This is a genomic window from Proteiniphilum sp. UBA5463, from assembly GCF_002427225.1.
Classification (GTDB): domain Bacteria; phylum Bacteroidota; class Bacteroidia; order Bacteroidales; family Dysgonomonadaceae; genus Proteiniphilum; species Proteiniphilum propionicum.
In genome coordinates this window covers 1-15035 of sequence record NZ_DIQL01000050.1, presented here as the reverse complement: position 1 = coordinate 15035, position 15035 = coordinate 1, and the positions used below count along the sequence as shown (strand labels likewise).

The window sequence follows — 15035 nt, the reverse complement described above, 5'->3', positions numbered from 1 at the left end:
TAGGCTATTTAGCCGGGAAGAATAATTTCTCCACCTCTTCCTTATCATCAAAATGGTGCTTTACACCCTTTATTTCCTGATAATCCTCATGCCCCTTTCCTGCAATAAGAACCACATCTCCCGGCTGTGCCAGGGCACAGGCAGTTTTTATTGCCTCTCTCCGGTCCACTATAGTAATTACACCATTTTTTTCCTCTTCAGAAAGTCCGTCGAGCATATCCTGAAGTATTGCTTCAGGTTCTTCAAACCTTGGGTTATCGGAGGTAAATATAGCTCTATCGCTGAGCTTTAGCGCCTCACGGGCCATAAGAGGCCGCTTGGTCCTATCGCGGTTTCCGCCGCAACCAACCACTGTGATTACCCGTCCCTTTTTGTCGAGCACTCCATGTATTGCATCCAATACATTAGAAAGTGCATCAGGTGTATGGGCATAGTCAACAATTGCTGTAATTTTTTGGGGTGAGCTGATTGTCTGGAATCGCCCTGCCACCGACTTAAGTAAAGAGAGTACGCGCAGCACATCGTCGGGATATAGTCCCAGGAGGATGCCTGCACCATACACTGCCAGGAGGTTATAAACATTAAAAACGCCAACAAACTGCACTGTAAGCTCCTTGCCGTTTATCTCAATATCAGTACCCTCGAAATGCTTCTCGAAAATACGTGCTTTGAAATCAGCCATATTCTTAACCGAATAGGTATATTTGGCAGCAGAAGTATTCTGCAGCATCACCTGCCCGTTCTTGTCGTCAATATTGGTTAACGCGAACGCTTCAGCTGGAAGGCTGTCGAAAAATGCTTTTTTCACGTTGCGGTAATCAAGCATATTTTTATGGTAGTCCAGATGGTCCTGTGTCAGGTTTGTAAAGATGCCACCTGCAAAATTAAGTGCATGCACCCTTTTCTGGTGAATTGCGTGAGAGCTTACCTCCATAAAGGCATATTCACAACCTGCTTCCACCATCTTCTTCAGGAAGGCATTCAGAGTAATCGGTTCGAGTGTGGTGTGAGTAGTTGCATACTGCTCATCATTCACATAGTTGGCAACTGTTGAGAGCAACCCTGCGGGATAACCAAGTTTGCGGAACAACTTATACAACAGTGTCGCGATGGTTGTCTTCCCGTTGGTGCCTGTTACACCCACCAGTTTAAGCTGTTGTGATGGGTTCCCGTACCATTCCGATGCTATCTGTGCCAGTGCCTCGGCACTGTTTTCTACCTGCACGTAGGTAACACGTGAGAAGAACTCCTCTATCATCGGCTTATCATAAACCACAACCGCAGCTTCCTGTTCTATTGCTTTACCTATGTAGGAGTGTCCATCGGTACAAATTCCCTCAACCGCGATAAACAAAGAACCCTGTTTCACTTTACGGGAGTCGGATGTAATGGAATCGACTTCCGTCCCGGCATTGCCGCGAATGGCAATAACATTGCATTTATCGATCAACTTATTCAGTCTCATACTTCATAAAAATTTTTACCGCAATATAATAGTAATTGTTGTTCCTTTAACCAGTCTCTGTCCTGGCGGGAACGACTGCGACACTACTTTCCCCGAGCCGCTCAGGTGGACCCTCAGTCCCGATTTTTCAAGCAGGTAAACTGCATCTCGGGCACCCATCCCATGTACGTCAGGGATTAAAGAACCTTTTAAAGCAAGCGGTTGCGGTTCATATACTTTATTATTCTGTTTCATCTTTACCCAACCAGCTGCTTCGGAAAGATCACCTGCGGGTAACTTCAATACATCCAGCAGGGCCAGGTTAAAATCCCAGTTGCCGTTTTTCAGCACCGGATTCTTTATCAGTGCAGAATCCACATCACAATCATTTACTGTCAGCTTCACTTTCCTCAGGTAGGTCTGCTCAGCAATATTTTTAAATACCATACCTGCCATACCTCCACCCGACGGCACCCCCTTTGGCTTTCTGAGTCCGACGAAAATTGTGTAAAGGGGTTGTTCGGCAGGAAAATATCCGCAAAAGGAGACATAATAATCGCTATACCTGCCACCGGAAGCGATCTGTGCCGTTCCAGTCTTCCCGGCAATATTAAAGTAGTCTGAAGCCACAACTCTTGCGGTTCCCTCATCAACCACTCCTCTCAACATCCGGTGTATTTGCTCAAGGGTTGTCTCTTTGCACATCTTCTGATTCACCACTTCCGCCTCAATATTCTCTATCACTTTTCCGTCTTCAATAAACTGTTTAGCAATAAAGGGCTTTATCATCTTCCCGCCATTTGCAATACCATTATAAAACATAAGCATATAGATAGGAGGAACTTGCGTTTCATACCCGAAGGACATCCATGGAAGTGTTGTCTTTGACCAGTAATTACTTTTATCATCAGGAAAGCGAATGGATGAAGTGCCCTCTATTCCGCTAAGCGGCACATCCCAGGCAAGCTGCTTCCTGAGTCCTATCCTGTCTATTCCCTCTACAAATTTAGCAGGATTATTTTCATATCCCTTCAAAATCATTTTACTCATCACAATGTTTGATGAGACTGCCAACCCTTCTTCAACCGTTAGATAACCGCGGTCACGTCCACGTCGCCAGTAATGGTCTCTAACCCATCTTTTGTTATATTGAAAAAGGCCTGTTCCCACATAGAACGAGTCGATGGGTGTTACAACACCATCATCAAGGGCAACCATTGCCGATACCGTTTTGAAAGTAGAGCCTGGTTCGTTCATATATGAGAACGCGTTTGGATTTCCTTCGGCGTAACTACCGCCACCCATTCTGTCTAAGTTTACAATTCCTTTAATCTCTCCGCTCTTCACCTCCATTATGATTGCAGTACCCGATTCAGCTTCGGTTTCAATAAGTTTATCGCGAAGTGAACGCTCGGTGATATCCTGAATGGTAGCATCAATGGTTGTAACGATATCCCATCCCTCTTTGGCCGGTTTTTCCACCACATCAATCCACTTACCATGAATCTTCTGACGAAACTTTACTCCGGGAACGCCCTTAAGCAACGAATCGTACTTCAACTCCAAACCGCTTGCACCTCCTTTTTCCAGGTCCTTATAGACACTTCCAACAGTACGTGTGGCAAGATTACCGAATGGTTTTTTTCGTGCATTGCGTTCTTCAGCTATAAGTCCGCTTTTGTTGGAGCGTTTATTCCAGAAAGGATAAGTGCGAATTTCCTTAAGGTCGACGTAAGATATATCTTTGCGCAATATTTTCACATAACGAGAGCGTAGAGAAACCTTCCTGTCAATCCCTTTCGCCTCATTATCACGTATTTGGCGCTCCTCCTTTTCGCGCATATTCCATCCATTCATGATCAGGCCCTTATATTGCGCAGCAGACCTATCCGGAAACTTCCCTGCAAGGGCTGCCGACAGGGGACCCACATATTTCAATAGTGTATCCTTTTCAATACCATCGGCCCAGAAATCCATATATATACTGTAGAGCGGCTCGGTAGAAGCCAGCAGTTTTCCGTCGCAAGTATATATATTACCACGTTTAGGCAGTATCACACGATCCCTTATTACTGTCTCTTTCTCACCTACTTCACGCCACCTTTTCCCTTCTGTGGTAAACGCTATTTTTGCAGCTGAGAATATGACCATAAAAGCAAACAGCATAAGTACAGTCACAATTAGCCCGTACCTTGCAAGAATACCTTTTTTGTTTTTCTGTTTTTGTTCTTTCATTTTCCGAATGAACAGATGAATTATTTACCTATGTGATAGACAGGTTCATTAATCACCTTAAGATCCAGCCCCTCCTCCTCAACCCGCCGTTCAATCTCTCCCTGCCTGCTTGCTTCAGTAAGGCTCGATGAGATTGTCAGCGACTCATATTTCACATCGGTCAGCACCTTCTGCAACCGTTCTATTTCAGACATTCTCTGCAGTACCGTATAACGGTGACTTATGAACAGAAACATTATTAGTACGATAATGAGAATAAATCTCATGTTTTTGAGGAAGAGATCTTCAGTGAGAACGCTTCCTCCAAAAACATGGACAAACGATTTGCGTATGTTATCGAACTTTATTTTCATTTCATTTTAAACTGATCTTTATACGATCTCCATCTGATCTTTATACGATTTTTTAATTTCAGTCTTCGCTCCAATTAAATCATTTACCACACCTCTTGCTCTATTACCACTCCTCTTGCTCTATTATTATGGATGCCTTACTCTTAACAGTCATTTTTATTTCCGGGCGGGAGTCACATTTGCTTATACCTGTTTTTTCTCTGCAATACGCAGCTTTGCACTTCTTGAGCGGGGGTTTTGATGCTGTTCTTCTTCCGATGGGACTATCACCTTCCTGTTGATCAATTCAAAGGGAGTGTCGGGATTGCCATAAAAGTCTTTGACCTGCACCCCTTCAAAATTACCTGTCCTGAAAAAGTTCTTCACCAGACGATCCTCCAGCGAGTGGTATGATATCACGATAAGACGTCCCCCTGGCTTAAGGACCTGCAGAGACTGCATCAACATTTCGGTAAGCGCTTCCATTTCGCCGTTCACCTCAATACGAAGAGCCTGGAAAGCTTTTGCAAGAATCTTTTTTTCTTTTTCACGAAATGTGAACGGCTCAATGATTGTAAGCAGGTCTTCCACCTTTTCTATCTTTTTTGCAAGTCGGTATTCCACCACAGACGAGGCTATCCTGCGTGCGTTCTTTAACTCCCCATATTTAAAAAAAATATCCGAAAGGTGCTCTTCCGAATACTCATTAAGGATATCAGCAGCCTTCTTCGGGGCATTGCGGTTCATCCGCATATCCAGGCCACCTTTAAACCTGAACGAGAACCCTCGCTCTGAATCATCAAAGTGATGCGACGACACACCCAGATCGGCCAGTATACCATCAACCTGCTCCACATTGTAATAGCGAAGGAAATTCTTTAAAAAACGGAAATTGCTTCTTACAAACGTGAAGCGACGGTCATCAATAATGTTTTTTGCAGCATCTTCATCTTGGTCAAAGGCAATAAGCCGCCCATTCTTCCCAAGCCTATCAAGTATTTCTCTGGAATGGCCGCCCCCGCCAAAGGTGACATCAACATATACTCCGGAAGGACAGATATTCAATCCCTCTAAGCTTTCGTTAAGCAATGCCGGTATATGATAAGCTGTCATCTTTACTTTGTATTACGCGGTCAGTAATTTCGCTCCATAAGCTGCTGTAGTTTCGAAGAGAACTCTTCCGGCTCAATAAGCGGCTTATCCAATTTGTCTTTTGCCCAAATCTCAATGGTCTCATCAACTCCAAGGAAACGTATATCGCTTTCGATAGAGGCCATCTGCAAGTAACGTTTGGGTATAAGCACCCTACCGCTTGCATCCATTTCAAGCCTTTCGGCATCAAGTACGAACTGGCGAAAAATCTGCTGTTGCTCCCTGTTCCACTTGTTTAACCTGCCACGAAGCATCTCGATCTCTTTTTCCCAAACGCTCCCGGGATAGAGCACAAGGCACTCCTGGAAAATATCTTTACGAAGCACAAGAAACTCCTCGCCCTCGCTCTGTAAGCGTTTACGAAAAATGGCAGGTACAAAAATTCGCCCCTTTGCATCTGCTTTTGCTTCGATATTTCCTAGAAACTGTAGCATGTTTGTTACAAATTCAAGCAATCTTTGTTATTTCAACGACGTAAAAGTACAAAATAAACCACTTTTCCCCACATTTCTACACCATTTTTTCTTAAAAAGTTATCAACAGGTGCCTAAAATATATTAAGCTATTGATTATCTGCCTTTTCGTAAAAAGAGCAAGTCGGAAGGTTTTTCTCAAATATTATTGAAAATAAGATTTTTGTATTGTTTGCAATCTTTTACCTACTATTTTTGTATTTTTGCGTCAAATAAAAAGTAGAGAACAATGGAATGAGTCATAATAATGCATTTAGAATAGACATTGACAGCATTTTAAAAGACAAAGCGCGCAAATATTACAGTAAAATTCCAAAATTTCTTATAAACTATCTTAAGCGTACGGTTCACCAGGATGACATCAACGGTATTCTTGAACGGAACCAGGGTCTGGAAGGGGTAGAATTCATGCGTGCCCTTGTTGATAATGAGTTCAATCTGGACTTGCACACCAAAGGGGAAGAGAATATTCCTGAGACAGGCAGATTTATTTTTGCATCGAACCACCCTCTGGGCGGTCTCGACGGTATTTGCCTCTCTGCGTTATTAGGCGAAAGATATAATGGGAAGATCAAGTATCTGGTAAACGATGTTTTATATTATATTGAACCTCTGAAGCCCATTTTTATTCCAATCAACAAGTACGGTTCACAGGCAAAAGATTCAGCAAAAGCAATAAACGAAGCCTATGCGTCGGACAATCAAATCATAACCTTTCCTGCCGGATTGTGTTCAAGAAAACAAAAGGGAAAGATTAGAGACCTGGAATGGATGAAAAATTTCATTGTAAAAGCGGTGGAGTATGAAAGAGATGTTATTCCCGTTCACTTTGCCGGAAAAAATTCCAATTTCTTTTACAATTTCGCGAATCTGCGTAAATTTTCCGGCATGAAATTCAATATAGAGTTGATCTACCTGCCTGACGAGATGTATAAAAACAGTAAACAAACGTTCACAATTACGTTTGGCAAACCTATCCCCCGGCAGATGTTTGACAAGTCCAAAACACCTGCTGAGTGGGCACAATATGTAAAGGATGCGGTTTACTCCATGGAGTGACAAAAACCATTTTATAATAAATATGGAAAAGATAATAGACCCGGTAGACAAAAATCTGATAAAAAGTGAACTGACCGTTCAAAAACGAATAAGGGCCACCAACAAGGCCAACAACGAAATATACGTTTTCACGGCTCACGACTCACCAAACCTTATGAAGGAAGTTGGGCGGCTACGTGAGATTGCCTTTCGTCACTACGGTGGCGGAACAGGGTTAGAGGCCGACATAGACAGATACGACACAATGGATGTGCCTTACAGGCAGCTGATCGTATGGGATCCCGAAAATGAAGAGATACTGGGTGGTTACCGTTTTATCTATGGTTCTGATGTCGAATTCGATGAGAACGGCAAACCTATGCTCGCTACTGCTCACCTCTACAATTTCTCAGAACAGTTTATAAAAGAGTTCCTTCCAAGCACAGTTGAACTTGGACGTTCGTTTGTCTCGCTGGAGTATCAATCAACACTACTGGGCAGAAAAGGCATTTTTGCACTCGACAACCTGTGGGACGGACTGGGTGCTCTGACAGTCATAGATCCTGGAATCAAATATTTCTTCGGTAAGGTAACCATGTACGGCACATACAATAAAGATGCCCGCAACATGATACTCTATTTCCTTAACAAACATTTTCCTGATGAACAGAAACTTGTAACACCAATAGAGCCTCTTAAAACGGATACTAACATGATAAGGATGAGTAATCTTTTCCATGGAAAAAAATTCAGCGAAGATTACAGAATCCTAAATAAAGAGGTGCGTTTGCTCGGTTACAATATTCCTCCGCTTATCAATGCCTATATGAGCCTCTCGCCAACCATGCGTTTCTTCGGTACGGCCGTGAACGATGAATTTGGCGATGTAGAAGAATCAGGAATCCTTATCGAAATAGAGCAGATTCTGGAAGAGAAGCGCGCACGTCACATCGAATCGTACCTTAAAAGCAATCCCAGTAAGCGTTTCCTTTTGAAGTTAAGAAGACGAATAACTTCCAATTCCACAAAAAGGAAGGTGATAATGCCAAAATCAAAAGCAGAAGGGAAACCGACAGAACCCTAAAAAGGTAGAAAAATAAAAAGAACATCAGTTTCTGGAAAATTCTTTACTGAATTAATCCGGTTACCCCAAAAATCACCCTTATTTCACCTTGTTCATTAACAAGGTAAATAACTGATATTTTAACCCATATACCTGAAAATGCAATCGTTTGCACACCCATGAGTAGTTAATTAAGCTCTTTTCAGTAGTATTACATATATGTTGATCTATATTTGTATTAGTAGTTCGGTAAAAAAGTATCGAAACTCCATGTAATACATTAATTTTCAGCAGAATAGACTTTGCCGAAGCTCTGAGATCTTTCTTTCTGATTGTCAGGTGTTTAAATAAACATTTACCGAAATATTGTTTGTAGCAGAAGTAAAAATGAAAAATATTGAAAAAGTTTCATCAACATTACATTTTTTACTAATCTTTTCCGTAGTTATATGTAAGTGATTATTATTCAGTTAATCTTATAATGTTAGCAATATGTATGTAAATTTCAAAAAAACTATTAAAGTGTTCCTGACAACAATGTTATCAGGCATGCTAATGATTTTATCGGCTAACGCCCAAACAGGTGCGACAATAAATGTGCGTGGAACGATAAAAGATGTTACCGGCGAACCTATTGTTGGCGCCAGTATTCTTTTGCAAGGAACAACATCGGGTGTGGTAACGGATTACAATGGAAACTTCTCCATTCAGGCTCCGGGTAACGGAACCCTTGTAATCTCTTATGTGGGTTATTTAACACAAACAATTTCCATTAATAACAGAAACATCATAAGCATAATCATGCAAGAAGATACTGAACTATTAGAGGAGGTTGTCGTGATTGGCTATGCAACGGGTAGTACTCGCACTATTTCCGGTGCAGTTGAAAAAGTAGGCAGAGATGACATGAATGCAGGAGTGATCGCGAATCCTCTTGATGCATTAAAAGGTAAAGTAGCTGGAGTAAATATTCAAAAGACCGGGGGTGACCCGACTGCAGGAACCGCAATTAGAATAAGAGGGACAACATCGCTTTCAGGAGGGAATGATCCTCTAGTTGTGATTGACGGTGTTTTCGGTGATTTAGGCCTATTAAACGCTCTTTCCCCGTCTGACATTGAAAGTTATACTATTCTTAAAGACGCTTCTGAAACAGCTCAGTACGGTTCGCGGGGAGCAAGCGGCGTTATCGTTGTCACAACACAGAAGGGAAAAGCAGGCACCAAATCTATAAATTACGATGGAACATTTGGTGTTGAAAAAGTTTATAAGACTATCAACATGTTAAGTGCAGCCGGATACAGGGAAGCTGTACAATCAATGGGATATGTGAATGCACTGGATGGAGGTGCTGACAGCAACTTTATGGATGAGATGATGCAAACTGGCTTTACCCAAAACCATCGAATTTCGTTCGGGGGTGGTTCAGACGGGACCAATTTTAGAGCTTCACTGGGCGTAATTGACCAGAAGGGTATAATCAAAAACAATAGCATGCAGAATTACACTGCAAAAATTGATGGCAGTCAATTGTTTTTCGATAATAAACTTAAATTAGACATGAGCATGTTCGGTTCCAAGAAAGAGAGCAGATATGTAAATGATTATCAAAAAACTTTTTACTCAGCCGCTTCATTCAATCCTACTCTGCCGGTCATACAGAACGCAGATGGCACATGGCCTGAAGACCCGAATGCAAACGAAGTTGACAACCCATTGGGGCGCTTAACAATAAATGACAGGGAAGACAACGCTTATTTTTCTACAAATGGACGGTTGACATGGACAATAAATGATAATCTGAATTTTATTGCATTCGGCTCTTACACCTATAATTCAAAAGAAAACACGAATTACATACCCACCAATATAAAACAAGGTATCAGAGAAGGTAAAGGCAAAGCATACAAAGGTTTAAACAGAAGTAATATACTTATGGGTAACTTGAGCCTGAACTATAAAAAAAATTTTCAGAACAGCCGGTTAGATGCTTTAGCATTGGTTGAGGGACAAAGTTATACCTATTCAGGATTTGAAGCCAATGCACGTGGTTTTGATACAAATTTCTTCGGTTATAACAATCTTAAGGCCGGTGCTGTAGTTAAGTATGGTGACGTAAATTCTTTTAAAAACGGTTATGACTTGAACTCTTTTCTGGGACGAGTGAATTACATGTACGCCAACCGGTATATTGCTACTGTTAACGCACGTTTCGACGGTTCCTCTAAACTTGGTAAAAACGACAAATGGGGATTCTTCCCCTCAGCATCACTCGCATGGATTATGAGTGAAGAACCGTTTTTAAAAGATATTGAAGATATTAATGAAATTAAATTTAGGATTGGTTACGGACGTACCGGTAATCAAGATGCAATAAGTGCGTATAATTCGCTTTTGTTAATGGGCCCTTCGGGATTGACAAGCGTAAACGGAGTACCAACCGTAACTTATAGCTACAATAGAAATGCAAACCCCGATTTAAGATGGGAAACAAAAGATATGTTCGATGCTGGGGTTGATGCATCTTTTTTTGATAAAAAATTAACAGCTACAATCGACTATTACTATTCCAAGACAAAAGATTTATTGTACAACTACGATGTCCCTGTTCCCCCATTTGTGCATCCTCAGTTACTAGCCAATCTGGGTGAAATGAAAAATAGTGGATTGGAGGTATCGCTCGGAATTACTCCAATAAGGACTAAAGACATGGAATTAAATATTTCCGGGAACATAGCATATCAGAAGAACGAACTTCTATCGTTGAGTGGCAACTACATGGGGCAAGACCTTAAAGCTGCTGAATATATGAGGTTAGCACGAATTAACGGTGCCGGATTCCAGGGAGGGAACACATACGTAACCTATCAGGTGGTAGGTCAGCCATTAGGCGTTTTCTATTTACCAAAATCGAACGGTATCATCAACGATGGGCTGGGAAGTTATTCATACAACATCCTTAATCTGGATGATGATCCGAATATCGACATAAAAGACGGCGGAGACAGATACTTTGCCGGTCAGGCGATGCCTAAAGTATTAGTCGGTTCAAACATAAGTTTCAGGTACAAGGCATTCGATATTCAAACTCAGTTAAACGGTGCTTTTGGACATAAAGTTTACAACGGAACATCCCTTACTTATATGAACATGAATACTTTTCCAACCTACAATGTTTTACCGGAAGCGCCCGAAATGAAAATTTTCGACAGTGCTGTTACCGACTACTGGTTGGAAAAAGGCGATTATCTCCATATTGCCTATGTTACGTTAGGTTATAACTTCGACATTAATAAAATTAAAAATTGGGCAAATGGCATCCGGTTAACTGCATCAGTAAATAATCTACATACATTTACCAATTATTCCGGTTTATCACCAATGATAAACAGTACGACTGTTAATAGCGAGCTTGGATTGGACGATAAAAGATTCTATCCATTAACCCGCACCTATTCATTAGGTTTAAGTATTAATTTCTAATTAAAAAAATCATGAAAATTAAAATATTTATATACAGTATTATCCTTTCGTCAGGATTTGGTTTTTTGGCATGTTCACTGGATGAGGATCCTAAGGACCAGATGCCTGAGAACGAAGCATTCAAAAGCCCTGTGCTTATTTACCTGAATACCGTAGCTAATCTCTACACAGAAATAGGAGGATCTGGAGGCGGTAATGGACTGGCCGGGCCTGACAGGGGAATATATGACCTGAACACGTTCACCGCTGATGAAGCTCTTTTGCCAACACGAGGCGGCGACTGGTACGATGGTGGTTTATGGCAGGATATTTTTAAACATAACTGGAAGACTGACAACTCAGTTATTAAAAACAGCTGGGAATATCTTTACAGAGTAATAGGAAAAACCAATCAATCAATTGATAAGCTTAATTCGTTAATCGAGGAAAATCCCGATAATCATTATTTACCTATCTACAGAGCAGAGGTCAAGGCTATCAGGGCGATGTATTATTACTATCTGATGGATCTCTTTGCGCGTGTTCCGATAGTAGAAACAGCAACAATGAAGATTGCAGATGTTAAACAGTATAACAGATCTGAAGTTTTCTCATTTGTAAAAAAAGAACTTGAAGAGTCGATCCCCCTGTTATCAACTGCCAATAGCTCAAAACAAGGAGAGTATTACGGAAGGATGACCCGCCCCGTAGCCTTTTATCTGATGGCAAAAATAGCATTAAATGCCGAAGTTTATTCCGATGATGATTGGACCGATAATAATGGAATACCAAACGGAACAGCATCATTCACCATCAACGGCGCAAGCAAAACCCCATGGGAAGCTACTATTGCATATTGCGACTCTATAACTGCCCTAGGGTATACGCTGGAGGATGATTTTTCAAAAAACTTCAGTGTCGAGAATGAAAGCTCCAAGGAAAATATTTTTGTAATCCCTATGGATCCCGTCCTATATTCGGCACGAAACATGAACTTAGTTCGTTCCAGACATTATGCACATGCAAAAGCATACTCGCAAGATGGCTGGAATGGAGCATCTGCAACCAAGGAAGCCTTAGCAATTTTTAGAAAAGGGAGCGTTGACCCTCGCATGGAAAAAACCTATTTCTTAGGTAAAGTGTACGGACCTGATGGGAAACCAGTAATGGATGGCAGCAAAGAACTGGAATACAAACCAGATGCAATTGCTCTTGACGTTTCAGGAACTACCAATGAAAAAACAGCCGGTGCAAGAATGGCTAAATATGAATTTGATATTACAGCTCAGGCAGGAGGACAACTGGTTCACAACGACTGGGTATTATTCCGTTACGCAGATGTACTGCTTATGAAATCAGAAGCATTGGTAAGAGCAGGGCAGAACGGTGATGCTGAGTTACAAAAAGTCAGAAAAAGAGCCGGTGCAACTGCAAGAACAGCAACACTTGATAACATACTTGATGAAAGGTTGCTTGAATTTGCATGGGAAGGTATAAGACGACAGGATCTGGTTAGATTTGGCAAATTTCATCAGCCAATTTCTGACAGGCCTGAGTCAGCTCCCTACAAAACTGTATTCCCAATTCCGGCAGATGTATTATCGTTGAACCTCAACTTATCTCAAAATCCCGGATATACTTCAATTAATTAATTATAACAAAGATGAAACATTTATATAAATATATATTATTATTGTTGTTGCCTCTTATAGCGCAATGCAGCGACAATGAAAACTGGACTATTGTTGAAGATATTCAGCAAGGAGTATATATAACCGGCACGGCAACGGTCTATAGTGCCGAAGCACCTGCATCTTCTTTAAAAACAGTACCTCTGGACGGGGATGTTAAAGAAATGCCTGAGTTGGTTGGTATTTACACATGGTTAAAAGCAAGCGGGGATTTTACAATTTCTATTGCAAGTGATCTGAATGAAGTCGTAAAATACGGCAATGGTGGTGAAGTAAAGAAAGATGCTTCACTTGCAGTTTACACGTTGACTCAGGATGCTACACCTCTTAAAGTAAGTAATGACGGTTTCTATTATGTTATTGTTAACACCGCTTTGAAAGAGGTAAATATTCTGCCTGTAAACTATGGAGTAATCGGTGCTTCAACACCTCTGGGCTGGGGCGATGAGACTGAGTTAAGCGATGCCTCATATGACGATAAATTAACCATATCATGGGAAGGCAAATTAAATATGACACCTGGCGAATATAAATTCCGTTATGGAGGTGATTGGGGCAACTATATAAATATTAAGGATGGAACAACTGCAAGAATATTTACAGACCTAGGTAATTTAGGTACATCGCAGTCACCGCTGATTGAAAACGCCATGAGTCAGGTAAGGCCAGGTGGTCCGAACTTTACGACCGAAGTAGGTGGAGAATTTGAATTTACAATCCATTACGATTTGAGGACACGAATATTCAACGCCTCATTCGACATAATAGGAGAGGCAATAATTCCTCCAGAATATCCAGAAAAGATGTATCTGGTTGGAGATGCTACAACATACGGGTGGGAAACACCTGGAACCATTGCTGCTGCAGAAATGCATAAACTTGCAGGGGGAGGTAATAATGTAGGAATATACTGGAAGATTCTTTCTGTTGAAGGAGGTAAAGGATTTAAACTATCCAATGCAAACTGGGGTAATACCAATCTGGGATTCGATGAAATAACCAGTTTCGATGCAGATGGAGTGACAGTTACCGAAAGTGGCGGAAATATGTCAATCGCAGCCTCAGGAATATATACAATTGTATTGGACTTGAGAAACAAAGAAAAGAAATTATCAATTGTTCCTGTTAAAGTTTATGGTATTGGAGATGCTTTTGGTGGCTGGGACAGTAATGCTGAGGCAAATCTGTTTACTGTAAATGCTGAAGCCAAGACTCTGGTTTCACCTCCTCTAAAAGCCGACGGAAAAATAAGAATGTATGTTTACCATGCTTGGATACCTGATTGGTGGAACGCCGAATTCAATGTTTTCGGGACTACAATAGAGTACAGAAACGATGGAGGCGACCAGGCAGAAATAAAAGGAACCACCGGTCAGATTGTAACATTACATTTTGACGACAATACAGGCTCAATAAAATAATGAAAAATTGATATTTTGGTATTAAGTCTGAGGCTGTTTAAATAATAGCTTCAGACTTTTTAAAATATTTTCAGCAATGAGAAAAAGAACACTTTTCGCTCTGCTCCTTCCTCTGACCTGTGCGCTGCAAGCCCAACAGGTAAAGGTCGAACCCGCTTTCTGGTGGAGCGGCATGCAGGAAACCGAGCTGCAGCTGATGGTCTCCGGCAAGGACATCGCATCGTATAAGGCCGCGGTCACGGCAAAAGGGGTGTACTTGAAAGAGACGGTTACGCTGGAAAGCCCCAACTACCGGATTTTGTACTTGGATATTTCCGACAGTGCTCCGCAAAAGTTCGAAATCGTTTTTACCAACGGAAAGCGGGAAATTACCCATAACTACGAACTCAAACCGCGAGACCCGGAACGGCTGAACATACAAAGTTTCAACTCGTCCGACGTGCTCTACCTGATCATGCCGGACCGGTTTGCCAACGGCAATCCCGATAACGACCAAATTGCTATGCGGATGCCCTACAAGGTGGACCGCAACGACCCCAATGCCCGCCACGGCGGCGACCTGAAAGGTATTTCCGACCGTTTGGATTACCTTGCCGACCTGGGCGTAACCGCCATCTGGCTCAACCCGGTGCTGGAGAACGACATGGAGGGCGGTTCGTACCACGGATACGCCACCACCGATTACTACCGCGTGGATCCCCGGTTCGGCACCAACGAGGAGTAC

At 41.8% G+C, this 15035-nt stretch carries 11 protein-coding genes; 6 read left to right on the top strand and 5 right to left on the bottom strand.

The annotated features are described in order from the left end of the window. Positions 1-4 precede the first annotated feature (4 nt). The 5 genes from B3B27_RS08165 to B3B27_RS08145 form a co-directional block, all read right to left on the bottom strand. A complete protein-coding gene (locus B3B27_RS08165; protein ID WP_238867755.1) occupies positions 5-1465 on the bottom strand; it encodes a UDP-N-acetylmuramoyl-L-alanyl-D-glutamate--2,6-diaminopimelate ligase in 1461 nt (486 codons plus the stop codon). Between the two features lie 15 nt (positions 1466-1480). Continuing rightward, a complete protein-coding gene (locus tag B3B27_RS08160; RefSeq protein ID WP_286847259.1) occupies positions 1481-3679 on the bottom strand; it encodes a penicillin-binding protein in 2199 nt (732 codons plus the stop codon). A gap of 20 nt (positions 3680-3699) precedes the next feature. After that, complete coding sequence (locus tag B3B27_RS08155) at positions 3700-4032, bottom strand: FtsL-like putative cell division protein (protein ID WP_238867757.1); 333 nt, start codon at positions 4030-4032, stop codon at positions 3700-3702. 183 nt (positions 4033-4215) lie between these two features. Beyond that, the gene (gene rsmH / locus B3B27_RS08150; protein ID WP_286847257.1) at positions 4216-5124 is read right to left on the bottom strand and encodes a 16S rRNA (cytosine(1402)-N(4))-methyltransferase RsmH; all 909 of its coding nucleotides are present in this window, start codon (positions 5122-5124) and stop codon (positions 4216-4218) included. Positions 5125-5144: 20 nt separating this feature from the next. Further along, entirely contained in the window at positions 5145-5597 is a 453-nt protein-coding gene (locus B3B27_RS08145) for a division/cell wall cluster transcriptional repressor MraZ (RefSeq protein WP_238867759.1), read from the bottom strand. Positions 5598-5870: 273 nt separating this feature from the next. On the opposite strand from B3B27_RS08145, the gene B3B27_RS08140 reads away from it, so the two are divergent. From B3B27_RS08140 to B3B27_RS08115, 6 genes are all read left to right on the top strand, one after another. Then, on the top strand, positions 5871-6695 hold the full coding sequence (locus B3B27_RS08140) for a 1-acyl-sn-glycerol-3-phosphate acyltransferase (protein ID WP_238867760.1): 825 nt from the start codon (positions 5871-5873) through the stop codon (positions 6693-6695). Positions 6696-6717: 22 nt separating this feature from the next. Then, positions 6718-7758 carry a GNAT family N-acetyltransferase gene (locus tag B3B27_RS08135; protein WP_238867761.1) on the top strand — a complete coding sequence of 347 codons (1041 nt, stop codon included), beginning with the start codon at positions 6718-6720 and terminating at the stop codon, positions 7756-7758. Between the two features lie 471 nt (positions 7759-8229). Then, positions 8230-11220: a SusC/RagA family TonB-linked outer membrane protein gene (locus B3B27_RS08130; RefSeq protein ID WP_286847256.1), complete on the top strand. Its 2991-nt coding sequence runs from the start codon at positions 8230-8232 to the stop codon at positions 11218-11220. Between the two features lie 11 nt (positions 11221-11231). Beyond that, on the top strand, positions 11232-12851 hold the full coding sequence (locus B3B27_RS08125; RefSeq protein WP_286847255.1) for a RagB/SusD family nutrient uptake outer membrane protein: 1620 nt from the start codon (positions 11232-11234) through the stop codon (positions 12849-12851). Between the two features lie 11 nt (positions 12852-12862). Continuing rightward, positions 12863-14311, top strand: a complete 1449-nt coding sequence (locus tag B3B27_RS08120) for a SusF/SusE family outer membrane protein (protein ID WP_286847253.1) — start codon at positions 12863-12865, stop codon at positions 14309-14311. 76 nt (positions 14312-14387) lie between these two features. After that, the coding region (locus tag B3B27_RS08115; RefSeq protein ID WP_286847252.1) for a cyclomaltodextrinase N-terminal domain-containing protein at positions 14388-15035 on the top strand (648 nt) is incomplete at its 3' end.

Coding starts and splice junctions, on each gene's coding strand:
- B3B27_RS08160 (WP_286847259.1), bottom strand. CDS start 3,679: ATGAAAGAACAAAAACAGAAAAACAAAAAAGGTATTCTTGCAAGGTAC.
- B3B27_RS08135 (WP_238867761.1), top strand. CDS start 6,718: ATGGAAAAGATAATAGACCCGGTAGACAAAAATCTGATAAAAAGTGAA.
- B3B27_RS08155 (WP_238867757.1), bottom strand. CDS start 4,032: ATGAAAATAAAGTTCGATAACATACGCAAATCGTTTGTCCATGTTTTT.
- B3B27_RS08130 (WP_286847256.1), top strand. CDS start 8,230: ATGTATGTAAATTTCAAAAAAACTATTAAAGTGTTCCTGACAACAATG.
- B3B27_RS08120 (WP_286847253.1), top strand. CDS start 12,863: ATGAAACATTTATATAAATATATATTATTATTGTTGTTGCCTCTTATA.
- B3B27_RS08140 (WP_238867760.1), top strand. CDS start 5,871: ATGAGTCATAATAATGCATTTAGAATAGACATTGACAGCATTTTAAAA.
- B3B27_RS08165 (WP_238867755.1), bottom strand. CDS start 1,465: ATGAGACTGAATAAGTTGATCGATAAATGCAATGTTATTGCCATTCGC.
- rsmH (WP_286847257.1), bottom strand. CDS start 5,124: ATGACAGCTTATCATATACCGGCATTGCTTAACGAAAGCTTAGAGGGA.
- B3B27_RS08145 (WP_238867759.1), bottom strand. CDS start 5,597: ATGCTACAGTTTCTAGGAAATATCGAAGCAAAAGCAGATGCAAAGGGG.
- B3B27_RS08125 (WP_286847255.1), top strand. CDS start 11,232: ATGAAAATTAAAATATTTATATACAGTATTATCCTTTCGTCAGGATTT.